Source organism: Comamonas sp. MYb396 (genome assembly GCF_037479555.1).
Taxonomy (GTDB): Bacteria; Pseudomonadota; Gammaproteobacteria; order Burkholderiales; family Burkholderiaceae_C; genus Comamonas.
In genome coordinates this window covers 25801-52407 of sequence record NZ_JBBGYU010000011.1, presented here as the reverse complement: position 1 = coordinate 52407, position 26607 = coordinate 25801, and the positions used below count along the sequence as shown (strand labels likewise).

Annotated in this window: 21 protein-coding genes and 2 pseudogenes; 12 read left to right on the top strand and 11 right to left on the bottom strand. The window is 63.9% G+C overall.

The features are described from left to right. Positions 1 to 26: 26 nt before the first annotated feature. Both WH265_RS21490 and WH265_RS21485 read right to left on the bottom strand, forming a co-directional pair. Positions 27 to 822: pseudogene (locus WH265_RS21490) on the bottom strand (IS5 family transposase); the annotation flags it as partial. Positions 823 to 1074: 252 nt separating this feature from the next. Next, positions 1075 to 1857 carry a hypothetical protein gene (locus WH265_RS21485; RefSeq protein ID WP_339559604.1) on the bottom strand — a complete coding sequence of 261 codons (783 nt, stop codon included), beginning with the start codon at positions 1855 to 1857 and terminating at the stop codon, positions 1075 to 1077. Positions 1858 to 2700: 843 nt separating this feature from the next. Here WH265_RS21485 and WH265_RS21480 point away from each other — a divergent pair. Both WH265_RS21480 and WH265_RS21475 read left to right on the top strand, forming a co-directional pair. Further along, positions 2701 to 3347: pseudogene (locus WH265_RS21480) on the top strand (IS3 family transposase); the annotation flags it as partial. 237 nt (positions 3348 to 3584) lie between these two features. Beyond that, positions 3585 to 3821 carry a glycine zipper domain-containing protein gene (locus WH265_RS21475; RefSeq protein ID WP_027010612.1) on the top strand — a complete coding sequence of 79 codons (237 nt, stop codon included), beginning with the start codon at positions 3585 to 3587 and terminating at the stop codon, positions 3819 to 3821. Between the two features lie 45 nt (positions 3822 to 3866). On the opposite strand, the gene WH265_RS21470 is transcribed toward WH265_RS21475, so the two are convergent. From WH265_RS21470 to WH265_RS21460, 3 genes are all read right to left on the bottom strand, one after another. Further along, positions 3867 to 4952: a TFIIB-type zinc ribbon-containing protein gene (locus WH265_RS21470; RefSeq protein WP_339521144.1), complete on the bottom strand. Its 1086-nt coding sequence runs from the start codon at positions 4950 to 4952 to the stop codon at positions 3867 to 3869. A 164-nt stretch (positions 4953 to 5116) separates the two neighbouring features. Further along, positions 5117 to 6220 carry an SPFH and helix-turn-helix domain-containing protein gene (locus WH265_RS21465; RefSeq protein ID WP_339559603.1) on the bottom strand — a complete coding sequence of 368 codons (1104 nt, stop codon included), beginning with the start codon at positions 6218 to 6220 and terminating at the stop codon, positions 5117 to 5119. A 139-nt stretch (positions 6221 to 6359) separates the two neighbouring features. Then, positions 6360 to 7169, bottom strand: a complete 810-nt coding sequence (locus WH265_RS21460; RefSeq protein ID WP_339559602.1) for a UPF0149 family protein — start codon at positions 7167 to 7169, stop codon at positions 6360 to 6362. Positions 7170 to 7385: 216 nt separating this feature from the next. Here WH265_RS21460 and WH265_RS21455 point away from each other — a divergent pair, with 216 nt between their 5' ends. Both WH265_RS21455 and WH265_RS21450 read left to right on the top strand, forming a co-directional pair. Continuing rightward, the gene (locus tag WH265_RS21455) at positions 7386 to 9107 is read left to right on the top strand and encodes an FMN-binding glutamate synthase family protein (protein ID WP_339521126.1); all 1722 of its coding nucleotides are present in this window, start codon (positions 7386 to 7388) and stop codon (positions 9105 to 9107) included. A gap of 69 nt (positions 9108 to 9176) precedes the next feature. Beyond that, complete coding sequence (locus WH265_RS21450; RefSeq protein WP_339559601.1) at positions 9177 to 10043, top strand: hypothetical protein; 867 nt, start codon at positions 9177 to 9179, stop codon at positions 10041 to 10043. 76 nt (positions 10044 to 10119) lie between these two features. Here WH265_RS21450 and WH265_RS21445 read toward each other — a convergent pair whose 3' ends face one another. Beyond that, on the bottom strand, positions 10120 to 11463 hold the full coding sequence (locus WH265_RS21445; protein WP_021025447.1) for a dicarboxylate/amino acid:cation symporter: 1344 nt from the start codon (positions 11461 to 11463) through the stop codon (positions 10120 to 10122). 165 nt (positions 11464 to 11628) lie between these two features. Here WH265_RS21445 and WH265_RS21440 point away from each other — a divergent pair, with 165 nt between their 5' ends. Beyond that, on the top strand, positions 11629 to 14280 hold the full coding sequence (locus WH265_RS21440; protein WP_445228563.1) for a PAS-domain containing protein: 2652 nt from the start codon (positions 11629 to 11631) through the stop codon (positions 14278 to 14280). On the opposite strand, the gene WH265_RS21435 is transcribed toward WH265_RS21440, so the two are convergent. The 4 genes from WH265_RS21435 to WH265_RS21420 all read right to left on the bottom strand — a co-directional run bounded on the left by WH265_RS21435 (position 14266) and on the right by WH265_RS21420 (position 18825). Further along, positions 14266 to 14928 (bottom strand): response regulator, encoded by a 663-nt coding sequence (locus tag WH265_RS21435; RefSeq protein WP_260718283.1) that lies wholly within the window; start codon positions 14926 to 14928, stop codon positions 14266 to 14268. The two genes, WH265_RS21440 and WH265_RS21435, sit on opposite strands and share 15 nt — an antisense overlap. Before the next feature lie 80 nt (positions 14929 to 15008). Beyond that, positions 15009 to 15995, bottom strand: a complete 987-nt coding sequence (locus WH265_RS21430) for a Bug family tripartite tricarboxylate transporter substrate binding protein (RefSeq protein WP_339521123.1) — start codon at positions 15993 to 15995, stop codon at positions 15009 to 15011. A 68-nt stretch (positions 15996 to 16063) separates the two neighbouring features. After that, positions 16064 to 17206 carry an acyl-CoA dehydrogenase family protein gene (locus tag WH265_RS21425; RefSeq protein ID WP_339537072.1) on the bottom strand — a complete coding sequence of 381 codons (1143 nt, stop codon included), beginning with the start codon at positions 17204 to 17206 and terminating at the stop codon, positions 16064 to 16066. A 41-nt stretch (positions 17207 to 17247) separates the two neighbouring features. Beyond that, complete coding sequence (locus WH265_RS21420; RefSeq protein WP_339559600.1) at positions 17248 to 18825, bottom strand: AMP-binding protein; 1578 nt, start codon at positions 18823 to 18825, stop codon at positions 17248 to 17250. A gap of 210 nt (positions 18826 to 19035) precedes the next feature. On the opposite strand from WH265_RS21420, the gene WH265_RS21415 reads away from it, so the two are divergent. The 7 genes from WH265_RS21415 to WH265_RS21385 all read left to right on the top strand — a co-directional run bounded on the left by WH265_RS21415 (position 19036) and on the right by WH265_RS21385 (position 26251). After that, positions 19036 to 20217 carry a thiolase family protein gene (locus WH265_RS21415; protein WP_339559599.1) on the top strand — a complete coding sequence of 394 codons (1182 nt, stop codon included), beginning with the start codon at positions 19036 to 19038 and terminating at the stop codon, positions 20215 to 20217. Between the two features lie 61 nt (positions 20218 to 20278). Beyond that, positions 20279 to 21046 carry an SDR family NAD(P)-dependent oxidoreductase gene (locus WH265_RS21410; protein ID WP_339559598.1) on the top strand — a complete coding sequence of 256 codons (768 nt, stop codon included), beginning with the start codon at positions 20279 to 20281 and terminating at the stop codon, positions 21044 to 21046. A 35-nt stretch (positions 21047 to 21081) separates the two neighbouring features. Further along, positions 21082 to 21858 carry a crotonase/enoyl-CoA hydratase family protein gene (locus WH265_RS21405; protein WP_339559597.1) on the top strand — a complete coding sequence of 259 codons (777 nt, stop codon included), beginning with the start codon at positions 21082 to 21084 and terminating at the stop codon, positions 21856 to 21858. A gap of 75 nt (positions 21859 to 21933) precedes the next feature. After that, complete coding sequence (locus tag WH265_RS21400; protein WP_339559596.1) at positions 21934 to 22920, top strand: Bug family tripartite tricarboxylate transporter substrate binding protein; 987 nt, start codon at positions 21934 to 21936, stop codon at positions 22918 to 22920. 12 nt (positions 22921 to 22932) lie between these two features. Continuing rightward, the gene (locus tag WH265_RS21395; RefSeq protein ID WP_339559595.1) at positions 22933 to 24657 is read left to right on the top strand and encodes a long-chain-fatty-acid--CoA ligase; all 1725 of its coding nucleotides are present in this window, start codon (positions 22933 to 22935) and stop codon (positions 24655 to 24657) included. Continuing rightward, a complete protein-coding gene (locus WH265_RS21390; protein WP_133855895.1) occupies positions 24654 to 25457 on the top strand; it encodes an SDR family oxidoreductase in 804 nt (267 codons plus the stop codon). Before WH265_RS21395 ends, WH265_RS21390 begins: the two co-directional genes overlap by 4 nt. Next, complete coding sequence (locus tag WH265_RS21385) at positions 25454 to 26251, top strand: enoyl-CoA hydratase/isomerase family protein (RefSeq protein ID WP_339559594.1); 798 nt, start codon at positions 25454 to 25456, stop codon at positions 26249 to 26251. The genes WH265_RS21390 and WH265_RS21385 overlap by 4 nt, the downstream gene beginning before the upstream one ends. A gap of 10 nt (positions 26252 to 26261) precedes the next feature. Here WH265_RS21385 and WH265_RS21380 read toward each other — a convergent pair whose 3' ends face one another. Continuing rightward, on the bottom strand, positions 26262 to 26594 hold the full coding sequence (locus tag WH265_RS21380; protein ID WP_021025039.1) for a hypothetical protein: 333 nt from the start codon (positions 26592 to 26594) through the stop codon (positions 26262 to 26264). Between the last annotated feature and the right edge of the window lie 13 nt (positions 26595 to 26607).

Genomic DNA, 26607 nt, shown 5'->3' with positions numbered 1-26607 from the left:
TTGGCAAATGCCATCTGTCCACGACAGCGCGCATAAATGATCGCAGCGGCCAACTTCTGCAGTGCTTCGTGGCTGTCCAACCGTCTTTCAATCCGGATTTATAGCTTGCCAAAGCCGGCAAACCCGCTGTGCGGTCTCTCCATCTCCCAGTGGTGCAGGCCCAGGCGCTCGCTGCCTTTCAACCCCACCTCTACCGATCCGGCTGGCGATACTCCTTTGCCTCAGGTGCGGGCAACGTTTGTAGTCGTAGCCCTTGTCGGCATGCAAATTTGCAGGCCTCTTTCGTGCGTCCAGACACAGCTGAAATCACTTGGATTGAGCCCCCACACTCCTCAAACATCTTGGAGTCAGCCGATGGCCACACCGAGCAAGGTCACCAGCGAGATGCCTCTAGCATCTACAACGATGTGCCGCTGGAGCTAAGCTTTCCTTTGCCCGTGGGGCTTGGACCCGTTTACTGGCCCCCCGGGGGCTTGGTACCCAGGAGCCATCAACGCTCGCCCGGCTCCAATCAACCTGGCCATGCTCACTCAAGCGAGTGAGCATGGCTTGTTGCAACTGATCCCGGACACCAGCAGCGCTCCAATCGCGCAGGCGCCGCCAGCAAGTCATGCCACTGCCATACCCAAGAGATTGGGGAAGGTCTTCCCACGCAATACCTTTGTGCAGCACAAACACAATGCCGTTGAGGACATCTTGGTCGCTCTCAGCTAGCTTGCGCGCACCGTCTTTGGCAGAGGGCACAAAGGCTGGAATCAGGGGTTGTAGCTGTCGCCGCTGCTCCTTGTTTACGGGTCGTCGTGCGATGAGGGAAGCAAGCATAACTAGGGAATCCCAGCCCCATCCATAAGATAGGCAAAACAAACATCGTTTGCAGATTTTTATGCTTTTGAATTCAGTGATTTTGCAGAACCTCCCTAAACCTGCGCAGCTGTGAATGCTTTTTCATCCAATAACGGAGACCCAACTATAGAATTGAGTAAATCATTTGACAAATCGATTAAAAAATCCACAACTAACCCTCTAAAAAAACGCCTGCACTTCAACAAGCAGGCGAATTTAGCGAGTATTAGTTTAATTTTTAATGATTGTCAAATAATTGTATCTTTTTACGTTGTAATAAGTCTTTTTACCATAAGCGGTATAGGAATTAAACGACGACACACAGTCCTCAGATGGCGTGAATATCTCACTTATAGACCATCCATTTCGTATCAACTTATCGTTCACCTCTGGTGTATGGCAAACATTTACCCTTGCCCCCTTTGGTATTGATGGATCACTGATGTCAACATAAGCTTTTCTCAATATCTCATACGGCTCTCTTCCTTGTATCGGGCAGCTCATAATACTACTCATCGAAGTTTTGGTGAATGCATAGCGCGAGTCATTCCATAACGGATCGGGAACACATCGCCCCCAATATTCATATTTAAAATCATAATATGTGGGACTCCATATTTTCACACCTCTCGCCCTCCCTCCCTCAACATTGGGCGAAAAATTATCCATCACCAATGTGACATATACATCTCGCCGCTTGTAGTTGTTTCCACGGCTTGCATTTTGTGCAACATCGTCTGGCACAGAAACCCAACCAGAATAACCATGTGCGGTAGTTCCCCCGCAGACCTGCGCTAAATCTGCACGTTCCTGGTTTGCTGGCAATGCGGAGATAAACTGATTATTAACTGTGAAATGCACCCAACCTGTTGCATGAGGCTGATTAGGATCACATGCCCAACCTTGCAGGTAGATTTGACCAGGTGAGTTATCAATTACGTTATCCACCCATCCTGCTGCATTTGCAGAAGTTCCAATCGCAAGCGTAATTAGAGAGAGATTTTTTAGCAACATAGTACCTCCATTTCGTTACCAGAGATCTCTTTATACCATTTTCCAAAATTCAAATATAGAGAAATGTTATTTTTTGCAAACCTCAATCATCAATAACCGATCGCCCTCCACCCACTGGAAATAGATACAAAGATTTCATTCTATTTCTGATATATCAACACAATATATCCATCATTATCCGATATGAATAATTATATTTATACTTATTAGAGCATAGGGGGAGTTGATAACTAAAATTAGTTCAATCCATAAATTCACCAAATTATTCTGATTTCACAAGACCCCAGACTCGCAGCCAATGACACAGACTCGCAGCCGGGCTTACATATTCTGACTTTAGTCAACACCGTCATGAACGACTAGAAGCTGCTACAGTTACACGACGCCATGGTCAATATCACCCTGATGGCAACACCCAGCCGACCAAGAATGCAAACAGTGAGTGTGAGCAGTAAAAACACAGGGAGCAAGTAAGGCAACCATTCGCTCCTCGCCTGAAGTACAGAGTTTTACGTCTCCCGAATTCCGGACGCTTGAAACTACAGTTGAACTTGCTCCCGGGCTGTGCTAAACGGCGCCAAGGAGAAGCAATGAAGACGTCAAATTTTCCGACGAGCAGGCATTGTGCTTGGTTGAGGCAGGCACACGCATCGCCAATTTCTTTTGCCAGATGGGTGTATCCGAGGCAATGTTTATGCCCTGAAGAAATATGGAGAATTTGGCATTACTAACGAACTCAAAGGGCTGAATGGGATATTGCCGGTTTCAGGGACACCTTGTTAAGGCGGAAGATGAAACAGGAGGTGGCGAAGCACAGAGAGGAATGGCCGGTCAATCTGATATGTGTGGCGCGATGTGCTGGAGCAGGGCCAACCTTGTGGCCCGTACCGCATCAAGCGGCTCGTGTGAGAGCAGGCTCTTCGTGCCCTTCCCAGGCGCCGGGGCTTACCCAAGGACTGCGGCGAGCGCTGCGTGGAGGCCGACAACGTGCGGGTCCGCCAGTTCCAGGCCGATGCACCGAACCGGAAATGGGTGGCCAACTTGCGCCGTCATCTGGACAGCCGAAGGCTGGCTGTAAGTGGCAGCAGTGCTGGACATGTACTCGCGTCGCATCGTGCGCTGGTATGCAAGAGAGCATGACCTCGCAGTTGGTGGTGGACGCGCTGATGATGGCAGTCTGGCGCCGGGGAAAACGGGTGGCACTGCTGCATCACTCGGACCAAGGAAGTCAGTACACCAGCGCGCACTTCCAGAGATTGCAGCGCGAACAGGCATCACCTGCAGCATGAGCAGAGCATGTGAGGTCTGGGATAATGCGGCGATGGAGAGCTTCTTCAGCTCAATGAAGACCGGGCGCAAGGCCAGGAAGGTGTACTGCGGCTCGCCCCGACGTGTTCGACCACATCGAGCGCTCCTACAAGCCAACGCGGCGGCATTCGATGCTCGGTTACCTCAGTCCCGTACAGCTCGAAAAAGCACAACAAGCTTAAATCGGTCTCAACGAGACCAGCAGCAGCCTAAACCTCTTTCTGAAACCGTGGAGAACACTTCAAATAGAGGCTAAGCCGCAGAAACCCTACGGGTATGCCCAGTAAGCGCTGTCCCACACCCAAACTTAGCCTTGGCCGATGCGGCAAGCGCGTGCGCTGCGCCACACTTCAACCATGGCAATCCGGTTTGCAGCACTCTTCCGACTGACAGCCGATGCGACCAAGAGGAGAACCCTAATGAAACGACTTGCAATCACCACCGCTTCCATCGTGCTGGCGCTGAGCGGCCTGACCGCTTGCTCCAGCAACCCCACCAATGCCCAGATCGGTACCGGCGTGGGCGCCGTGGCCGGTGGTGTGCTGGGTGATGCCGTGTTCGGCTCGACCCTGGGCACCATTGGTGGTGCAGCAGCCGGTGCCTATTTTGGCAACCAGGTCGGCGACAACATGGATGGCAACCGCCGCCGTCGCTAAGCACTGAACACCAAAGGGGTGTTCCACCCCCTGCATCCTGCCCTCTTAACGGCTGGCTGCCATCAGTAACACCAGTACCAAGAGCACCGCCAGTGCGGTGAACAGAATTTTTACCCAGCTATAGGGTTGCTCACCGGCCAACTGGCCGGTGTAGCCATTGGCAAGAATCTGGTAGCTCTTGCTGCCATAGGTATAGCCCACCAGCCATACGGGCACCAGCACATGCTTGAAGCTGCGGCCCTGGTACTGGCGCTGCACCTGCAGGTTGCGGTAAGTGTCGCCCGGAATCTGGCGCGCACACAGCGCCTGCACCTGCTGGTCCATATCCCCTTCGTTGATCGTGGCGGCCCGGTTCAGGTCGACCTGGTAGCGCTCGACGGTCCAGCCGCGCACAAACTCGGGCGAATAGGGTTTCAGATCCGTCCGGGTCGGGAAAGGCTCCACCTTCTGCAGCAGCCCCTGGTGCACCCCAACCGTGCCAGCGACCAGTTCATCGTCAAAGAAATGCTGCAGGCTGCCCGAGGCCGGCTCCCAGCGCACATGGCGTACCTGGCGCGTGCTGATATTGCCATTGGCATCGCGGTACTGCTCGGTGGTGTAGTAGTAAAAGCCGGCGTCCGCCCGCCACTGGGCCTGCACATGGGCGTCAAAGGTCCAGTACGGCAAGTAGATGCCTTTGAGGGTATCGGTCAGCGCCGCGTTCTTGAACTTGTTGGGCGCAAACCAGCGGCTGCCATACCATTTGCGGATCAGGTCGCGCACCTGGCCGTCGCTCACCTTGAACGGCAGCAGGCTTTGCGGCGTGATCGCGTCGTTGCGTTCTTCATGCGCCTGGATCGCGGGTGAGCCGCAGAAATCGCAGCGCGACGCGACCCGCCCATCGACAAACACCGAAATCGCGCGGCAGTTCTGGCACTGGTACTCGCGCCGCGCTTCGCCCCAGCCGCGTCCGCTGGCGGGGTTGGCCAGCGCGGCGGCCAGGTCCTGCTCGACGATCTCACCCCCCAGCTGTTGCTGCTGCTCCTCGGTCCAGGGCACCACCGTGCCGCAGTAGGGGCACTTGAGCGACTGCGCCTTGGCATTCCATTCCAGATTGCCACCGCATTCGGGGCAGACATGCTTGGCCACCATCGAGGTCGGTGGCGGCGCAAAGGGGTCAGTGGCGGGAGTGGGTGAATTCACGGTCAAACTCAGCGTTGGCGCACAGCAGGTCTGCGCCACAGGCTCTCAAAACGGGGTCACACCAACGCGCATGCACCGGCCAAGGCAGCGGTGCATGTGCAATCAGCGCAAATTTATCCGCGCAGGAATTCGTTCAGCGATTCCTGCGAGATGCGCCAGGCGCTGCCAATCTTGCGGCCCTTGAGCGCGCCCGACTCCAGCTCGGTCACGACATCCTGCACCGTCACGCCCAGCGCCTGCGCAGCCTGCTCGGGCGTCAGCACCTGCAGGCCGGCGCCGGCAGCCGCAGCAGCAGCGGGGGCCGCTTGCGCCGCCTGTGCGGCAGCGGGCGAGAAGGGGTCGCTGGCAGCCCCACCGGACGGCTGCTGCATGCCCTTCATCATCTCCTGCGCCATGCCAAAGCCCATCGCCATCGTCGCGGGGATGGTGGCCGCTGCCGCGCCTTCGCCGCCATTGGCCATGGCCTGGCCCATCTGGTACTTCACATAGTCGTTGAGGTTGCCGATCGCGCTCATCGACGAGCGCTTGTCGATCGCCTGTTCCACCTCGGGCGGCACGGAGACGTTTTCCAGCAGGAAGCTGGTGATCTCCAGGCCGTACTTTTCGGTGACGGCCGGGTTGATCAGCTGCAGCAGCGCATCGCCCATCTCGGTGTAGCGCTGGGCCACATCGAGCACGGGCACCTGGGCCTTGGCCAGCGCTTCGCTGAAGATGCTGACAATGCGCGAGCGCATCGTGTCGGCAAACTCGTCGAGGCGGAAGTTCTGGTCCGTGCCCGCCACTTCCTTGAGGAACTTGGCCGGCTGCACGATGCGGAAGTCATAGGTGCCGAAGGCGCGCAGACGCACGACACCAAAGTCCTTGTCGCGCATCATCACCGGGTTGGAGGTGCCCCATTTGTTGCCGGTAAAGAGGCGCGTGTTGATGTAGTAGACATCGCACTTGAAGGGCGAATTGAAGCCGTACTTCCAGCCGCGCAGGGTCGACAGAATCGGGATGTTCTGCGTCGTCAGCTGGTGGCGGCCGGGGCCGAACAGGTCGGCAAACTGGCCTTCGGAGACAAACTGCACCTGCTGCGATTCGCGCACGATCAGCTGGGCGCCGTTCTTGATTTCCTTGTCCTCATCGGGCCAGCGGTACGACAAGGTATCGCGCGAGTCATCGGTCCACTCGATGATCTCGATCAGTTGCTTGGTGATGATGTTCATGAGGTTCATCGGTGATCCTTGGCCAAAAGAGGATGAAAACCAGGCCATTCTAGAGCCACTGCCCGTCCATGGCGATGACCCTGAGCGGCCTGACGGCAAAACAGCCGCAAAAGCGGCTGTTCTCAGAGCGGATGGTGAACGCCTGCTATCAGGCGCCGCAACATTTCTTGAACTTCTTGCCGCTGCCGCAGGAGCAGGGGTCGTTGCGGCCGGGCACCTCGCCCTTGACGATGGTGGCCTGGCGCGGGCCCATGCTCTTCCAGATCTGGCGCAGGTCATACACCGCCCAGATCGCTTCGCCAAAGGTCTCCACGCGCTCCTGGCTGGTGCTGGCCGGGCCATTTTCGTCGTACATGCAGACCGTGGGGGTGCCGGTGTCGTCCTCGGTCAGGGCCACCACCGATTCGAGCGCATCGTTCAGCCAGCGGGCCGCTTCCTTGTCGCGCGGTGCGGTCCACTCATCGGCCCAGTTTTCCACGACGAACATGAAGCCCAGCGCCCAGACCTGTCCAAACGAGGGGATCTCCTGGCCGTCCAGCTCCTGGCGCTCTTCCTCGGGCAGGCTGGCAATGGCGCCGCGCATGTCCATCGCATCGGGCTGGAAGGTGTCGTCATCTTCGAGGCTCTTGACATCGGCGTCGAGCTGGGCAGTCACCTCGTTCCAGCGGATCTGCCAGAGCTCCAGAAAACGGTCCTGCTGGGCCTGGTCCTGGAAGGCCGGCAGCTGCGGCAGCTTGCCGTCCGCATCGCGCTCCAGCAGCTCGCCATCGCCCACCAGCATCGGCAGAAACTCTTCGACCGGCACCGCGCGGCGCGTGCAGACCAGCGCGGTGAGCGCGCCGTCGGCAAATTCCCACTGCGGAATTTCTTCGGCGCGCGTGCGCATGTCTTCCAGGATCTGGTCAATCTCGGTCAGCTGGTCGTCATTCAATCCATCGGGGATCTGGGGCTGGGTCATCGGAGCTCTCTCAATAGGGGGCCGCACAGCACAAACCCCTGCACGCTTGCAATGCCACCAGCGCCCCCTATGATGGGTCTGGTTTTGTAACAACATTGCAATGGCAGACGGCCGCTGCGCCAGGCAGGGCCTGCAGTGTAGCGCCAGCCAGGCGCCTGTGCTGCAGCCCGGGATTTGTGCGCGCTTTTGGGCGGTCTGACCTGCACCCCACACCCCATGAACCAGCTCAACAAGATTTTCCCCGTCCGCTACACCGTGATGGCGCTGTGCATGCTCTTGCTGGTCGTCGGCATCATTGCGCTGGTGCTGCAGGCCAGCGCCTGGTGGTGGCTGGCCGTGCTGGCCGGCGCCGCACTCACGCTGCTGGGCCTGCGCGACCGGCGCCAGACGCGCCACGCCATCCTGCGCAACTACCCGGTCATCGGCCATATGCGCTTTTTTCTGGAGTTCATCCGCCCGGAAATGCGCCAGTACTTCATCGAAAGCGATACCGAGGCCCTGCCCTTCTCGCGCGCCCAGCGCTCGCTGGTCTACCAGCGCGCCAAGGGCGACCCGGACAACCGCCCTTTTGGCACTTTGATGGATGTGGGCGCACGCGGCTATGAATGGGTCAACCACTCGATGGCGCCCACGCGGCTGGACGGCCATAACTTCCGCGTCTGGATCGGCGGCTCGCCCGATGCGCCGTCGCAATCGGTCGCGCCCTGCACCCAGCCCTACCATGCCAGCGTCTTCAACATCTCGGCGATGAGCTTTGGCGCGCTGTCGGCCAATGCCATCCTGGCGCTGAACAAGGGCGCGCAGATCGGCGGCTTTGCCCATGACACCGGCGAAGGCTCGATCAGCCAGCACCACCGCGTGCATGGCGGCGACCTGATCTGGGAGGTGGCCTCGGGCTACTTTGGCTGCCGCAACGACGACGGCAGCTTCAGCGAAGAGCGCTACATTGCCAACGCCACCCAGCCCCAGGTCAAGATGATCGAGCTCAAGCTCAGCCAGGGCGCCAAGCCCGGCCATGGCGGTGTGCTGCCCGGCGCCAAGGTCACGCCCGAGATCGCGGCGGCACGCGGCATTCCGGTGGGCATAGACTGCATCTCGCCGGCCCGGCACAGCGCCTTCTCCACGCCCGAGGAGATGATGCATTTCATCGCCCGGCTGCGCACGCTCTCGGGCGGCAAGCCCACCGGCTTCAAGTTCTGCCTGGGCCACCCCTGGGAATGGTTTGCCATCGTCAAGGCCATGCTCAAGACCGGCATCACGCCGGACTTCATCGTCGTCGACGGTGCCGAAGGCGGCACTGGCGCAGCGCCGGTCGAGTTCACCGACCATGTCGGCGTGCCGCTGCAAGAAGGCCTGCTCTTGGTGCACAACACCTTGATCGGCGTGAATCTGCGCGACCGCATCAAGCTGGGCGCCGCCGGCAAGGTCATCACCGCCTTTGACATCACCCGCATGATGGCGCTGGGCGCCGACTGGTGCAATGCCGGCCGGGGCTTCATGATGGCGCTGGGCTGCATCCAGGCCCAGACCTGCCACACCGGCAACTGCCCCACTGGCGTGACCACGCAAGACGGCGTGCGCCAGCAGGCCCTGGTCGTGCCCGACAAGGCCACGCGTGTGGCCCAGTTTCACAAAAGCACCTTGCATGCGCTGCAGGAGCTGGTGCAGGCCGCCGGCCTCCAGCACCCTTGCGAGCTCAATGCCCACCATATCGTGCGCCGCATCAGCGACACCGAGGTGCGCCTGCTGTCCAACCTGCTCTTGCAGGTGCGGCCTGGCGCGCTGCTGGACGACCTGGCGCACCAGCACGACGTCTTTCGCACCTACTGGCCGCTGGCCAGCGCCGAGAGCTTCCAGCCACTGGCGCAGCCCCATGTCAAACCCTCGGCACCGGCCGACCACCAGGACATGGTGCCCCAGGCGGCCGAGGCCTCTTGAGCGGGCAGCGATAATGCAAGGTTTTCACTGTTGCTGGAGTGGCCGCTGCGGCGTGCGCCCCGCTTGCGCATGACCGATACCGCTTCCCCCTTACAGCCCCCTGCCCCCGCTGGCGCCCCGCCCGGCACCTTGCCCGCCGAGCGCCCGGACTATGCCGCGTTTTTGCAGCAGCATCTGGCCAGCCAGGCCTTCAATGTGGTGCGCTATGAGCTGCCGGGCGAATCGGTCTGGCTCAAAAAAGCCGGCCCGGCGATAGCGGCCTGGCGCTACCGGACCTTGGGCCTGCTCTCGCGCCTGCTGGATGTGCCGGTGCTGCAGCCCGTGGTCAACCCCGGCGGGCAAGCCGCCATTGCGACAGAGGTGCGGCGCCTGCGCGACCTGCATGCACGCGGCCTGCGCGTGCCGCTCGTGCTGGCCGATGCGCCCGAGGGCTTTCTGATGCGCCACCTGGGCCTGCCCGGCGGCGATACGCCGTCGCTCAGCGACGAGATCGAGGCCGCCGCGCGCCAAGCCCCCGCCAGCACCTTGGCGCTGTGGCAGCAGGGCTTTGCCGCGCTGCAGCGCGTGCATGCCAGCGGCACCTGCCTGAGCCAGGCCTTTGCCCGCAACATGGTGCGCTGCCCCGATGGCGTCATCGGCTATATCGACTTTGAGGACGACCCGCTGGCGACCTTGCCGCCTGCGCTGTGCATCGTCAAGGATGCGCTGTGCTATGCGCATTCCACCGCGCTGTTCCTGGACAATGCCGGCACCCTGGAGGCCGCGCGTGCCGACTGGCATGCCTGGCTGGCGCAGACCGAGCCTGCCGTGCGCGCCGCGCTGGAACGCACCGTGCAGCAGATGCGCTGGGTCGGCAAGCTGCCCAACCAGCGCAAGCTGGGGCGCGATACCCTGCGCCTGCGGGCGATGTATGGCCTGCTGCACCCGCTGCCCTGAGAAACTTTTCTCTGCATTTCACAGACAAAGAAATGGCCTGCATCTGCAGGCCATTCCTTTTGGAGCGGGGTGTTGATCAGCCCTTGGCGGTATCCACCACGGGCACCTGCACGGGCGCGTTCTCCAGCACCGGCTCGTTGTTCAGCACCGCGTTGAGCTTGGTGTAGTCCAGCGCGTTTTCCCAGCGCGAGACCACGACGGTGGCCACGGCATTGCCGATGAAGTTGGTCAGCGAGCGGCATTCGGACATGAAACGGTCCACGCCCAGGATCAGCGCCATGCCGGCCACCGGCACTTCCGGCACCACGGCCAGGGTAGCGGCCAGCGTGATGAAGCCCGCGCCGGTCACGCCCGCAGCGCCCTTGGAGCTCAGCATCGCCACCAGCAGCAGCGCAATCTGGTGTCCCAGGGTCAGGTGGGTGTCGGTCGCCTGGGCGATGAACAGCGCCGCCAAGGTCATGTAGATGTTGGTGCCATCGAGGTTGAACGAGTAACCGGTAGGCACCACCAGGCCCACCACCGACTTGCTGCAACCGGCCTTTTCCATCTTGTGCATCAGCGATGGCAGGGCCGATTCGGACGACGAGGTGCCCAGCACCAGCAGCAGCTCATCCTTGAGGTAGCGGATCAGCTTGAGCACCGAGAAACCGCAGGCACGGGCCACGGCACCCAGAATCACCAGCACAAAGAGCAGCGAGGTGATGTAGAAGGTCGCGACCAGCTCGGCCAGGTTCAAGAGCGAGCCCAGACCGAACTTGCCGATCGTGAAAGCCATCGCACCAAAGGCACCGATGGGGGCGAGCTTCATCACGATGTTGACCAGCTTGAAGACGGGCTTGGTCAGCGATTCGAGCAGGTTGAGCACGGGCTTGCCGCTGTCACCGACCATCGCCAGCGATACGCCGAACAGCACCGCCACCAGCAGCACTTGCAGAATGTTGTCGCCGACAAAGGGGCTGATCAGGGTCTTGGGGATGATGTCCATGACAAAACCGGTCAAGGTCATGTCATGCGACTTGGCCACGTAGGAGCTGACTTCCTTCTGGTCCAGATCGGCCACATTGATGTGCATGCCGGCGCCCGGCTGCATCACATTGGCCACGATCAGGCCCACGATCAGCGCCAGCGTCGAGAAGGTCAGGAAGTACACCATGGCCTTGCCAAACACACGGCCCACCGTGCTCAGGTGCGTCATGTTCGCAATGCCGGTCACGATGGTCAGGAAAATCACCGGAGCGATGATCATCTTGATCAGCTTGATGAAGGCATCGCCAAAGGGCTTCATCGCCGCACCATATTGGGGCTCGAAATGCCCCAACAAGACACCGATGGTGATGCCGATAATCACCTGGAAGTACAAAGTCCGGTAAAAAGGCGGTGCCTGTACAGGCGCCTGGCTGGCGGTGGTATCGATCTGCATGGTGGGGCTCCAAAGATTCTCGGCACCAACTCGGTGCGCTGAGGCGCGTTTGTATCCCAGCCCTTACAGATTGCCCATTAGACATTAGTATTAGGCGTTGCCTTCCCAGAGCTACGGAAAACCCAAACCCAGGGAAACTACCTAGCCCGTTGTTACACCTTAGCCATGATTCCCCGCCGCTCCCTGCGATCCCTGTGGACCTTCTGCGCCGTGCTGCTGAGCACGGCCGCTGCTGCTGCGGGCGCCTGGCACTGGATGCTGCAGCACAGCCTGGCCGAGGAAAACCTGCAGGCCCACCGCCAGCTCGTCCTGTATGCGCAGGCGCTTAGCCAGCGCCTGGACCGCTACCGGGTGCTGCCCGATGTGCTGGCGCTCGATGCCGAGCTGCGCGAGGCGCTCACCCACCCGCAAAGCCCCGAGCAGGTGGTACGCCTCAACCGCAAGCTGGAGCAGGCCAACGGCGCCAGCCTGGCCTCCACCCTCACCTTGATCGATGCCCAGGGCGTGGCACTGGCCGCCAGCAACTGGCGCACGCCGTCCAGCAATGTGGGCGAGGACTACAGCTTTCGCCCCTATGTGCAACTGGCGCTGGCGCAGGACAAGGGCAGCTTCTACGGCATCGGTGTGACCACCGGCGAGGCCGGTTACTTCCTCTCGCGCGCCATCAGCAGCGATGCCGGTGGCCAGCACCGGGTGCTGGGCCTGATCGCGATCAAGATCGTGCTGCTGGAGCTCGAGCGCGAATGGATCCAGAACCCCGACATCGTGCTGGCCAGCGATACCAACGGCGTCGTTTTTCTGGCCAGCAACGAGGACTGGCGCTACCGCAAGCTCAAACCCATCGATGCCCTTGCGCAGCAGGAGATGGACCGCACCCAGCAGTACCGCAGCCAGCCGCTCAAGCCCATGCGCTATGCGCAGGAGCAGCCGCTGGACGAAGGCGGCGCGCTCGTGCAGTGGCAGGACCCGGCCGTGGGCCGCAAACTCTGGCAAACGGTGACCTTGCCCGAAACCAGCTGGCAGCTGCATATCCTGCACGATGTGGACAACAGCCTGGCCTCTGCCTGGTGGGCCGCAGGGGCGGCGGGCGGCAGCTGGCTGGCGCTGTCGCTGCTGCTGCTCTATGCGCGCCAGCGCCAGCGCCTGTCGGCCTTGCGCCAGCGCAGCCGCGAAGAGCTCGAAGCGCTGCTCAAGCAACACGCCCAAGAGCTGCGCAGCGCGCAAGATGGCATCGTGGCCGCTGCCCACCAGGCCGATGCCGGCCACAGCCAGAGCCTGGAACACCTGCCCCAGGGCGTGGTGGTGATCGATGCCGCGCTGAACCTGGTCGCCTGGAACTCGCGCTACATGGAGCTGTTCCGGCTGCCAGCGGGGCTGTTGAAAGTGGGCATGCCGGTCGAGGAGCTGTACCGCTACAACGCGCGCCGGGGCCTGCTGGGCACCGGGCCGATCGACGAGGCCATCGAGCGGCGCATGCAGTTTTTGCGCAGCGGCAAGCCCCATGCGCGCGAGAGCGAAAAGGCCGACGGCACGGTGCTGGAGATCCGGGGCAACCCCCTGCCCGATGGCGGCTTTGTGACGAGCTACGCCGACATCACCAGCTACAAGAACGCCGCGCGCGAGCTGCGCTCGCTGGCCGATGCGCTGGAAAAGCGCATTGCCGACCGCACCGAAGACCTGGCCCAGGCCAAGCGCGAGGCCGAGCAGGCCAACCGCTACAAGTCCAAGTTTGTCGCTGCCGCCGTGCATGACCTGCTGCAGCCGCTGAACGCTGCGCGCGTGTTTGCATCGCTGCTGCGCCAGCATGTGCAGAGTGACAAGGCCTTGCAGCTGGCCAGCGATGTCGAAGGCGCGCTGGCCTCGCAGGACGACATCCTGAACAGCCTGCTCGATATTGCACGCATGGAATCGGGCCAGCTTGAGGTGAACCGCCGCGACTTTGCGCTGCAGCCCATGCTGGCCCAGCTGGGCAGCAGCCTGGGCGTGCTGGCCCAGGGCCATGGCCTGCAGCTGCAGGTCGTTCCCTGCCGCGCGGTGGTGCACAGCGACGAGGCGCTGCTGCGCCGCATCGTGCAGAACTTTCTCTCCAACGCCATCCGCTACACGCGCCAGGGCCGCATCGTGCTGGGCTGCCGCCGCGTCGGCCAGCATTTGCGTATCGAGGTGCATGACCAGGGCCCGGGCATCCCCGAGAGCCTGCACCGCGAGATTTTTGAAGAATTCCGCCGGCTGGAGACAGGCCGCCAGCATGAGCGGGGCGCCGGCCTGGGCCTGGCCATTGTCGAGCGCCTGGGGCGCCTGTTGCAGCACCCGATTGGGCTGCGCTCGGCGCTGGGCCGGGGCTCGGTCTTCTGGGTCGAGGTGCCGCTGAGCCAAACCGCCTTGGCCCCGGAGCCCGCGCGCGAGCCCCCGGAGGCAGCACCTGCGGTCGCCAACGCCGCACCGCTGCAAGGCGCCAGCGCCTGGTGCATTGGCCCGGCCGCCATCGCCGGCGCCGCCCCACTGCTGCAGCGCTGGGGCTGCCAGGTGGTGCCGCAGGCCGATGCCGAGGCGGCCTTGGCACAGGCCCAAGGCAGCCAGAACGCATGGCCGGCCTTATTAGTGGTGGATGCGGCGTATGCCACGCCAGCAGCGGTCCGCGCCTTGCAGGCCTGCGGGCCCAAGGCACCGGGCGTCGTCTGGCTCAGCACGGATGCGGACAGCCAAGATGCCGCCAGCCAGCAGGCCATTGCGCTGGGCTGGGGGGTGCTGACGCAGCCTGCGCGGCCGGCGGCGCTGCGTGCACTGGTCGGCCAGCTGCTGCTACGCCAGCGCTGAGTCGTCCGTGGGCAGGCCGCCATCGGCCTCCAGGTTGCGCACCAGCACGGCGACCTGGGTGCGGCTGTGGCAGCCGAGCTTTTTCAGGATCGCAGTCACATGCACCTTCACCGTGTGCTCGGTCACGCCCATCTCCTGCGCAATCTGCTTGTTGAGCAGGCCATCGGCCAGGTACAGCAAGGTCTTGAACTGGTGCGGCGTCAGCTGCGCCATGCGCGCAGCCAGCTCGGCATCTTCCTGCGACAGCTCGGCGGCCATCGAGGGAAAGACGGTGTCACCCTCCAGCACCGCCTCGATCGCTGCGGTGATCGCGTCGGCCGCTGCGGCCTTGGAGATAAAGCCCGAGGCGCCAAACTGCTGGGCGCGGCGGATGATGCGCGGATGGTCGTTGGACGAGATGACCACCACCGGCAACTGTGGGTAGGCGCCGCGCACATGCAGCAGCGCCGAAAAGCCATGCGTGCCCGGCATCGTCAGATCGAGCAGCACCAGCTCGATGCCGGGGTGGGCCGCCAGCGCTGCGCTGAGCGAGCTGGCACTGGAGGCTTCGAGCACCTCGAAGGCGCCAAAGCGCCCTCGGATCACCTGCACCACGGCAGCGCGAAACAGGGGGTGGTCATCGGCAACAAGCAAGGCGGGAGGGGACATAGGCGCTAGTCTGCCATGGCTGGGCTTCTCCTGTACTGCGCCACCTCCCTGAAGTCCCGCTAAAGCGCTGTGTTTTCGCGTCAATCCATCGAGATCTTCGCCGCATCGACAATCGATTTCCAGTGCGCCGCATCGCGCGCGAGCAGCGGCTTGAACTCCGCCGGCGTCGAGCCCACAGGGATCAGGCCCATGTCCAGCAGGCGCTTGCTGATCTCGGGCATCTTGACGATGGCAGCCAGCTCGTTGCCCAGCTTGTCCACAATCGGCTGCGGGGTGCTGGCCGGCACAAAATAGCCAAACCAGCCATTGGCCTCAAAGCCGCTGTAGCCGGCCTCGGCCATCGTTGGCACATCGGGCAGCGCGGGGTGGCGCGGCGCGCCGGTCACCGCCAGGATGCTGACCTTGTCCGATTTGATATGTGGGTAGGCAGCGGCCGCATCGATAAAGGCCGACTCCAGCTGGCCGCCCAGCATGGCCGCCATCTCCGGGCCCGAGCCCTGGTAGGGGATGTGCACCATGTCGATGCCGGCCTTGAGCTTGAGCTGCTCGCCATGCAGGTGCGACGAGGTGGCATTGCCGTAGGAGCCGAAGTTGAGCTTGCCGGGTTGGGCCTTGGCCTTGGCGACAAACTGCTGCAGGCTGGTGATACCCGAGCTGCGCGGCACAAACACCAGGTCGGCCGACTTGACCGCCTGCGACACGGGTGCCAGGTCACTCAGCTGGTAGGGTACCTTCTTGTACAGCGCGGGGATCTGCACCAGCGCGGTGATGCCCAGCAGCACCGTGTAGCCGTCGCCGGGCGCCTTGGCCACCAGGTCGTTGCCCATCATGCCGCTGGCACCGGGCTTGTTGTCCACAATCACCGGCTGGCCCCAGCGCTGCGACAGCTGGGTGCCCATCAGGCGGGCAATGATGTCGGTGCCGCCCCCTGCCGGGTAGGGCACCACCAGGCGGATGGGCTTGCTGGGGTAGTTGTCGGCGGCCAGGGCGCTGCCGGTGGCAAGCACCAGGGCAGCGCAGGCGGCAGTGGTGAGCACACGGCCCAGGGCCGAGCGGCGGTTTTGCATGGTTTGTCTCCTTGTTGCTGGTTATGCCGCTGGCGCGCTCTGTGGCGTGCTCGGGGCGCTGGTCATGGTCAAAGCGTTCGGGCAATGATTTCCTTCATGATCTCGTCGCTGCCGCCGTAGATGCGGCCAATCCGGGCATCGGTCCAGGCCCGGCCGACCTGGTACTCGGTCATGTAGCCGTAGCCGCCGTGCAGCTGCAAAAATTCGTCAAGCAGCTTGTTTTGCAGCGCCGTCGCATTGAGCTTGACCATGGCCGCGCGGTCCGGTGTCAGCTCGCGCGTCAGGTGCAGGCGCATGCAGTCATCGACAAACACGCGCAGCATCGTCGCCTGGGCCTTGGCCTCGGCCAGCTTGAAGCGGGTGTTCTGGAACTCGAACACCGTCTGGCCAAAGGCCTTGCGCTCACGGGTGTAGTCCACGGTCTTCTGCAAGAAGGCCTCGATCGACATGGCAGCGCGCACCGCCACCACCAGGCGCTCCTGCGCCAGCTCGTGCATCAGGTACTTGAAGCCCATGTTCTCTTCGCCCAGAAGGTTGTCCACCGGCACGCGCACGTTGTCAAAGAACAGCTCCGAGGTGTCCTGCGCCATGAGGCCAATCTTCTCGAGCTTGCGGCCCTTGGCAAAGCCGGGGGTGCCGTCTTCGACGACGATCAGCGACACGCCCTTGGCCCCCAGATCGGGCGCCGTCTTGCAGACCACGACGACGATCTCGGCATTGATGCCATTGGTGATAAAGGTCTTGGCGCCATTGATCACATAGTGGTCGCCGTCGCGCTTGGCCGTGGTGCGCACCGATTTGAGGTCGCTGCCCGCGCCGGGCTCGGTCATCGCAATCGCGCCGATCATCTCGCCCGCTGCCATCTTGGGCAGCCAGCGGTCCTTTTGCGCGGTATTGCCATAGGCATGGATATAGGGCGCGACGATGTCCGAGTGCAGCGGAAAACCCAGGCCGCTGGCGCCTGTGCGGGCAATCTCCTCGATCAGCACCGCCGCATGGCCAAAGTCGCCACCGCTGCCATAGGGCTCGGGCAGCATGGTGTTCAAGAGGCCCTCGCGGCCGGCCTTGCGCCAGACCTCCTTGGGCACAATGCCATCGCGCTCCCACTGCGCATGGAAGGGCACGATCTCCTTGTCAAAGAAATGGCGGACGGCATCACGAAATTGCACATGGTCTTCGCGGAACACGCTGCGTTGGGTCAGGTCTTGCATGGTGGTCAAAGGGTGAAATGAAGTGGAATGAATGAGGGGCATCAGCCCTGGGCGCCGCTGCTACTGCGCAGGCCAAAGCCCGCCTGCGGCGCCTCCTTGAAACGGTCCTTGAGCACGCGGCGCAGCAGCTTGCCGGTCTCCAGCCGGGGCAGGCTGGGCTCGAACACCAGGCGCTGGGGCCGCTTGACCTTGGACAGGCTGCCAGCGGCCTGGTCGACAATCGCGCGTGCCATGGCCTCGTCGGGCGCAAAGCCGGGCTTGAGCACCACGACGGCCAGGGTCTGCTCGCCAAAGTCCTCATCGGGCACGCCGACGACGGCCACCTCTTCCACGGCCGCATGCCGGGCCAGCGCGTTCTCGATCTCCTGCGGGTAGAGGTTGACCCCGCCCGACAAAATCAGATCGGCGCGCCGGTCGCTCAGGAACAGAAAACCTTCGGCATCGACATGGCCGATGTCGCCATAAGTGGCCCAGCCACGCGCATCGATGGCCTCGCGCGTCTTGCGCTCGTCATTGAGGTACTGGAAAGCGCCGCCGCCCGAGAAATACACCCGGCCCACTTCGCCAACCCCCAGCTCCTGGCCGTCGTCGCCAACGATATGCAACTGGCCGCTGATGGCCCGGCCGACCGAGCCCGGCCGTTCCCGCCATTGGGCCGAATCGATCAAGGTGGTGCCGCAGCCTTCGGAGCCGGCGTAGTACTCCAGCAAGATATCGCCCCACCAGTCCAGCATGCCTTGCTTGACGGCCACGGGACAAGGCGCTGCCGCATGGATCGCCACGCGGTGGCTGTCCAGCCGGTAGCGGCGCTTGACCTCATCGGGCAGCTTGAGCAGGCGCCCCAGCATCGTTGGCACCCATTGGCTGTGGCTGACCTGGTAGCGCTCGATCAGCGCCAGCGCCTGCTCGGGGTCAAAGCGGCTCATGATGATGGCCGAGCCGCCGACATCCAGGGTGCGCAGGCTGTAGCGCAAGGGCGCTGCATGGTAGAGCGGCGCGGGCGAGAGGTAGACGGCGTCTTGATCAAACCGCATGCTGCGCATCCAGGCTGCGACCTCGGGGTCGCGCTGCTGCCGATAGGCCGCTGCCAGCAGCGGCTTCTTGATGCCCTTGGGCCGGCCGGTGGTGCCGCTGGAATAGAGCAGATCGCGGCCCAGTGGGCGCGTGGCCAGGTCGATCTGCGCGCCCTGGGGCACGGCGGCCAGCGCATCGGCCAGGGGCGCCACACCGGGCGTATCGCCATCGACCGAATAGCAGGCCAGCGCCAGGCCCTGCACCGCCTCTTGCGCAGTCGGCCAGGTCTTGCTGGAGACCAGCAGCATCTTGGCACCACTGTCCTGGGCGATATAGGCCACCTCGGCAGCGGTCAGGTGCGTGCTGATGACGGCGGCATACAGGCCGGCCAGCCGCGCGGCCAGCACCAGCTGCATGATTTCATAGCGGTTCTCCAGCAGCACCGCGATGGTCTCTTCGGCCTGCAGCCCCTGCTGCGCCAGCCACTGCGCCATCTGCTCGGCCCCCTGCGCTATCTCGCCTGCGGTGTAGCGCCGGCCGGTGTCGGCCTGCGTCAAAACCACCCGCTCGGGCTGGGCCTGGGCCCAGCTGAAGAAGTTGTGCATCTCCTCGGTCTCCGTGGTGCACAGGAGAGCGCTGCACGCAATCACCTGTGTTACATCTTTACTCTAATTTTGAATCAGTCGTCTCGAATTTCGAGATTTCACGGACAGTATCTGGCGTTTACTCGGAAATTTACTGCGGGTAAATACCAGTAGGTATTCGGTTTTTTGAAACCTATTATTAATTTAATGATCCACAAGTCTCATTAAATGATGAAAACACCCGTCATAGTCGATGCCATCCGCAGCCCCATGGCCCGGGCCAAGCCCGATGGCGCCCTGGCCGAACTCCACCCGGTCGACCTGCTCTCGCAGGTGCTGGAGCAGCTGGTGGCCCGCAACCAGCTCGACCCCGCGACCGTCGATGACGTGATCTGCGGCTGCGTCAGCCAGGCTGGCGAGCAGGCCGGCACACCCGGGCGCCTGGCCTGGCTGGCCGCCGGCCTGCCCGCCCATGTGCCCTCGACCACTATCGACCGCAAGTGCGGCTCCAGCCAGCAGGCGGTGCACTTTGCCGCCCAGGCCATCATGTCCGGCACGCAGGACATCGTCATCGCCTGCGGTGTCGAATCGATGAGCCGGGTGCCGATGGGCAGCTCGCGCATGGGCAAGAACACCACCGGCGCGCGCTTTGACGAGCGCTATGCACCGGGCCTCGTCGGCCAAGGGGTATCGGCCGATCTGGTGGCCGCCAAATGGGGCCTGTCGCGCAGCGATCTGGATGCCTACGCGGCCCGCTCGCACCAGCGCGCCCATGCCGCCCAAAGCAGCGGCGCGTTTGCACGCGAGATCGTGCCCATCCGCAGCCCGCTGGGCCTTGTCAGCGCCGATGAAACCATCCGCGCCAGCACCACGCCCGAGAAGCTCGCCGGGCTCAAGGCCGTATTCGAGAACGAGGAACTCTCGGCCCGCTTTCCACAGATCCAGTGGAGCACCACCGCCGGCAATGCCTCGCAGATGACCGATGGCGCCAGCGCCATGCTGATCATGAGCGAGGAGCGCGCCTTGCAACTGGGCCTGCGCCCACGCGCCCGCTTTGTGGCCTTCGATGTCGTAGGCGACGACCCGCTTTACATGCTGACCGCCCCCATCCCTGCGACCCAGCGCGTGCTGGCCAAGGCGCGCATGCAGCTGGGCGATATTGCGCACTACGAGATCAACGAGGCCTTTGCCTCGGTGCCGCTGGCCTGGCAAAAGGAGCTGGGCGCCAATGGCGAGCGCCTGAACCCGCGCGGCGGCGCCATTGCGCTGGGCCACCCGCTGGGCGCATCGGGCATCCGGCTGATGACCACGATGCTGCATGCGCTCGAAGACAGCGGCCAGCGCTATGGCCTGCAGTCGATGTGCGAGGCTGGAGGCATGGCCAACGCCACGATTATTGAGGTGCTGCGCTAAGCGCCTCAAGGCCCTCCGGGCTCCATCGGATTGAACGTTTGAACTGACAAGGATTGTTGAGATGCAATTGACTAAAGGAATGACCGCCCTCGTGACCGGCGGCGTATCGGGGCTGGGCGAAGCCAGCGCCGTGGCCCTCTTGGAGCGCGGCCTGAACGTGGTGGCGGTGGACCTGAACGAAGAGCGCGGCGCGGCGATGGAAAAGCAGTACGGCGGCCAGCTTAAGTTCATCAAGGCCGATGTGGCCGATGCCGAGCAGATGCAAAAGGCGGTGTCTGCCGCCCAGGCCTGGGGCCAGTTCCGTGCGCTGGTGCATTGCGCCGGCATTGGTGGCCCGGTGCGTTTGATCGAGAAGGACGGCAGCCCCGGCTCGCTGGAAAAGTACACGAACATCATCCGCACCAACCAGATCGGCACCTTCAACACCTTGCGCCTGTCGGCCGTGGCGATGGCGCAGAACGAGCCGGTCGAAGGCGAGCGCGGCGCCTGCGTGCTGACCGCGTCGGTCGCGGGCTACGAAGGCCAGATCGGCCAGATTCCCTATGCCTCGTCCAAGGCCGCCGTCATCGGCATGACCATCGTTGCCGCCCGCGATCTGGCCTCCAAGATGATCCGCGTCTGCACCATTGCGCCCGGCCTGTTCGACACCCCCATCCTCGCCAAGCTGCCCGAGAATGTGCGCCAGTCGCTGGCCGCCTCGGTCCCCAACCCGGCCCGCCTGGGCCGCCCGCCCGAGTATGCGATGACGGCGCTGCACATTCTGGAGAACCCGATGCTGAACGGCGAAACCATCCGATTAGATGGCGCGATCCGCATGCAACCGCGCTGACCCCCCTGCCCTGCAGCACCCTTTGAAAGGCCCCCATGTCTGGCTCTGAAACCGCAGAACTCCTGGTCGAAACCCGTGGCCCGGTGCTCATCATGCAGCTCAACCGCCCCCAGGCGCGCAATGCCGCCACCCTGGAGATGGCAGAGGCGATGGCCAGCGCACTCGATGCGCTGGACAGCCAGCCAGAACTGCGGGTGGGCATCATCACCGGCGCGGGCGGCAGCTTTTGCGCAGGCATGGACCTGAAAGGCTTTTTGCAGGGCAAGCGCCCCAGCCTGCCGGGGCGCGGCTTTTGCGGGCTCACCATGCGGCCGCCGGCCAAGCCACTGATCGCGGCGGTCGAAGGCTATGCACTGGCTGGCGGCTTTGAGGTGGCGCTCGCCTGCGACCTGATCGTCGCCGCGCGCGATGCCAAATTTGGCCTACCCGAAGTCAAGCGGGGCCTGGCCGCATCGGCCGGTGGCCTGCTGCGCCTGCCCAAACGCCTGCCCTACCACGTGGCGATGGAGTGCATTCTGACCGGCGACATGTTTGGCGCCGAGCGCTTTGCCCAGCTGGGCCTGGTCAACCGCCTGACCGAGCCCGGCGGCGCACTCGATGCCGCGCTGGCACTGGCGCAGGCCATTGCCGCCAATGGCCCGCTGGCAGTCGCTGCGAGCAAGCAGGTGGCCAGCCAGTCGGGCGAATGGCCGCTGGCGGAGATGTTCGACCGCCAGGCCGTCATCACCGCACCGGTCTTCAGCTCGCAGGACGCGCGCGAAGGCGCAGCCGCCTTTGCGGAAAAACGCCCACCGGTCTGGAAAGGTGCCTGAACCCCGTCCAGCCCGGAACTCGTAGTTGCACAGCCCTTAGACGCGCCACAGAAGCGCGCAGCAGGAGACAAAACCATGCCACGTACCAGCCATCCACGCCAGCCCCTGCGGGCCTTGGCGGCCCTGGCGCTGCTCGCCAGCGCGCTCAGCGTCCATGCCGAGGCCCCCTGGCCCACACGCACCATCACCTTGATCGTGCCCGGCGCCGCAGGCGGGTCGACCGATATCCCGGCGCGCCTGCTGGCGCAAAAGCTGGGCCAGCGCCTGGGCCAGTCGGTGATCGTCGACAACAAGCCGGGCGCCGGGGGCAGCCTGGGCGCCAGCCTGGTCGCGCGCGCCCAGCCCGATGGCTACACCGTGCTGGTGGGCAACAGCGGCTCCAATGCCATCAACTACACGGCCTATAAAAAGCTCAGCTACAAGCCCGGCGACTTTGCCCCGCTGACCGACATGATCTCGTTTGCCAACGTGCTGGTCGTGCCCGCCAAGTCGCCGATCCAGAGCCTGGATGCGCTGGTGGCGGCGGCCAAGGCGCAGCCGGGCAAGCTGTCGTTCTCGTCCGCCGGTGTGGGCCAGACCACGCACCTGATGGGCGAGCTCTTCAAGGAGCGCACCGGCACCGACGTGGTCCACATCCCCTACAAGGGATCGGCCCCCGGCACCATGGCGATCGTGACCGGCGAGACCCAGTTCATGTTCGACAACATGACCGCCTCCCTGGTCCATATCAAGGACGGCAAGCTGCGCCCCTTGGCGGTGACTGGCGACCAGCGCGAGCCCGATCTGCCTGAGGTGCCGACGATGACCGAGCTGGGCATGCGCAACTTCAACCAGGTCGGTTGGATGGGCTTCTTCGTGCCCGCCAAGACCCCGCCCGAGGTGCAGAAAAAGCTGGCCGAGAACCTGCAAGCCGTGCTGCAGGACCCCGACATCATGCGCCGCTACCGCGAGCTGGGCGGCCGCCCGGGCGGCATGCCGCAAGCCGGTTTTGCCAAGCTGGTGGCCGATGACCAGCAGACCTGGGGCGCGCTGATCCAAAGCCAGCAGCTGCAGCTGGATTGAGGCGAGCTGCCGATGCCTGACACCTCCACCTCCACCGCCTCCCCACGCCCTGCGCTGCCCTTCTACTGGCCCAAAGGCGTCTCGCGCGATCTGCGCGTGCCCCGCATCACGCTGGACGACAACCTGAGCGCCTCGGCCCAGCGCTACCCCGACAAGGCCGCCATCATCTACGCGGGCGCCAGCATCAGCTATGCCCAGCTGCTGGACCAGGTGGAGGCGCTGGCCGGCTTCTTGCAGCAGCGCCTGCAGCTGGCACCGGGCCAGCGCGTGCTGCTGCAAAGCCAGAACTGCCCGCAGTTCGTCATCGCCTGCTATGCCATCTTCCGCGCCGGCGGCGTGGTGGTGCCGGTGAGCGCGATGACCACCGCCACCGAGCTGCGCTACTACGCAGACAACAGCGGCGCCCGCCTGGCCATCGTCGCCCAGGAGCTGCTGGCCAGCGCCCAGCCCTGTGTGGACGAAGGCCTGCTCGATGCGGTGGTCGTGCATGCCTATAGCGATGCGCTGCCCACTACGCCACCGCCCGATGCCCTGCCCGAGGTGGTGACCGCGCCGCGTTTGCCGCTGCCCGCCGGCCCCTACCATGGCTTTGCCGCAGCGCTGGCGCTGCAGCTGGCGCCCGGCCCGCGTGTGGCGCAGGCCGACATGCTGGCCACCATCCCCTACACCTCGGGCACCACCGGCCACCCCAAGGGCTGCATGCACAGCCACCATTCGGTGCTGGCATCGCTCACTGGCTCGCGTCTGTGGCGCGGCTTCAATGACGACCTGGTGTTTCTGTCGGTCGCGCCGATGTTTCACATGCTGGGCACGCAGTACGGCATGAACATGCCCATTGCCGTGGGCGGCACCGTGGTGATGATGCCGCGCTGGGATGCGCTGCTGGCCGCCCGGCTGATCGAGCGCCACCAGGTCACCGCCTGGACCGCGCCGCCCAGCATGGTGATCGACCTGTTCAGCCAGGCCGCTGCCCATGGGCTGGACCTGTCGAGCCTGGCCATGCTGGCCGGCGGCGGCGCGGCCATGCCCGAGGCGGTCTCGCAGATGCTGGCCGAGCGCTATGGCCTGCACTACAGCGAGGGCTATGGCCTGACCGAGACCGCCGCGTTCTTGCATGCCAACCCGCCCGGCCACACCAAGCGCCAATGCCTGGGCGTGCCCACCCAGGGCGTGCATTCGATGATCGTCGACCCCGAAACGCTGGAAGAACTGCCCGCTGGCGAAGTGGGCGAGCTGGTCTCCAGCGGCGAGCAGGTGATGCAGGGCTACTGGCGCAATGACGAGGCCAACCGCGAGGCCTTTTTCGAGCGCCATGGCCGTCGCTACTTTCGCACCGGCGACCTGGCCTCGGTGGACGCGGATGGCTACTACTTCATGCGCGACCGCTTGAAACGCATGATCAATGCCAATGGCTACAAGGTCTGGCCCGCCGAGGTCGAGAACATGCTCTACAGCCACCCAGCCGTGCTGGAGGCCTGCGTGATCGCCGTGCCCGATGCCAAACGCGGCGAATCGGTCAAGGCCCTGGTGGTGCTGCGGCCCGGCGCGCAGAGCTCCGAAGACGAGATCATCGGCTGGAGCCGCGCGCAGATGGCCGCCTACAAGGTGCCGCGCGCGGTGGACTTTCTCGCCGCGCTGCCCAAATCTGCCACCGGCAAGATCCAGTGGCGCGCACTGCAGGAGGCGGCGCAGCAAGCCGCTGCCTCCTCCCTTTATTTGCATACGGAACACCCATGAGCTCTTTCTCCTTTCGCCACCAGCATGTGTTTGTCGCAGGCGGCAGCAGTGGCATCAACTTGGGCATTGCCAAGGCCTTCGCCCGCGCGGGCGCGCATGTCGTGGTCATGAGCCGCTCGGCCGACAAGGTGGCCCAGGCCGCCGCCGAGCTGGAGGCGCTGGGCGCGCAGGCCCTGGGCCTGAGCGCCGATGTGCGCGACCCGGCTGCCGTGCAGGCCGCGCTGGAGCAGGCCCATGCCCGCTTTGGCCCCATCGATGTGCTGGTCTCGGGCGCGGCGGGCAACTTCATTGCGCCGGCCAAGGACCTGTCGCCCAATGGCTTCAAGACCGTCGTCGACATCGACCTCAATGGCAGCTTCCATGTGCTGCGCCTGGCCTACCCGATGCTGCGCAAGCCCGGCGCCAGCGTCATCAATATCTCGGCACCGCAAGGCGTCAACCCGACCATGTACCAGGTCCATGCCTGCGCGGCCAAGGCTGGCATCGACATGATGACCAAGGTGCTGGCGCTGGAATGGGGCGAGGACGGCATCCGCGTCAACAGCATCTCGCCCGGCCCCATCGGCGATACCGAGGGCATGCGCCGCCTGGCGCCCACCGCCGATGCGCTGGAGCGCGCCGTCTCCACCGTGCCGCTGCTGCGCATGGGCAGCACCGACGATGTCGCCCACATGGCCCTGTTCCTGTCGTCCGAGCTGGCCAGCTATGTGACCGGGGCCATCATCCCGGTCGATGGCGGCGCCGCGCTGCGCGGCGGGCGCGACATGCGCGCCTCCTATGTCCCCCGGAGTGCCGCATGAGCCGCCACTACGAACGCATCATTTTTGAGCGCCAGGATGGCGTGGCCACCTTGCGCTTTAACTACCCGGCCAAGCGCAATGCCTTTGACCCGCAGATGCGCGAGGAGATGGCCGAGGTGGTGCGCCTGGTGCAGACCGATGCCAGCCTGCGTGCGCTGGTGCTGACCGGCGTGGGCGAGCACTTTTGCTCGGGCGGTGACCTGGGCAATATTGCGGCCTCGGGCCTGGACAATGCCGGCTGGCGCGCGCGGCTGTCCAGCCTGCACCACTGGCTCAAGGACCTGATGCTGCTGGACAAGCCGGTGATTGCGGCGGTGGACGGTGCCGCCTATGGCGCGGGCTTTAGCCTGGCCTTGGCGGCGGACTTCATCATTGCGTCCGACCGGGCGCGTTTTGCGATGTCCTTTATCCGCGTCGGCGTGGTGCCCGACTGCGCGGCGTTTTACACCTTGCCGCGCGTTGTTGGTGTGCAGCGTGCGCGGGAGCTGATGCTCTCGGGCCGCGAGGTCTCGGCGCAAGAGGCCTTGCAGCTGGGCATTGCCAGCGAGCTGGTCGCCCCCGAGCAGCTGCAGGCACGGGCCCAGGCGATTGCGCACAGCTTTGTGGGCGCATCGCCGGTGGCGCTGAGCTTGATCAAACGGTCGCTGGCGATGGCGGCGAACGACTTGCCGGCGCTGCTGGAGCAAGAGGCGAACGCCCAGGCGCTGGCGATGGGTACGGCCCAGCACCGCGAGGCCGTGCAGGCCTTTTTGAACAAGCAGCCTGCCCCTTTCCAGTGGCCTGCGCGAAGCTGAAAAATCCGGCTTATTCGTTGCTGGCGCTGCCGCGCGTTTTGGGCGGCTCCATCGCATTGCGGCGGCTCATCCCTGCCCGCCCGGCCTTGCTCCAGTCATAGTGCTCGCCATCGGGCGTGCGGCCGTCTTCGACGGCGGCCACCCCTATTTGCCCGACCATGTCGCGCAGCTCGGACGACATCACCACATGCGCATGGCGCGGGTCGGCGCGCAGGCGCTGGCATTGCGCCAGTGCCTCGCTCATCTGCTTGTCGCTATAGGCCAGGCACTGCGGCTGCCAGTCAGGCGGCCCGCCCTCGGCCTCCTCGGCCATGTTGCGCAGGTAAAAAACCACGATGCCCATTGGCAACTCCCTT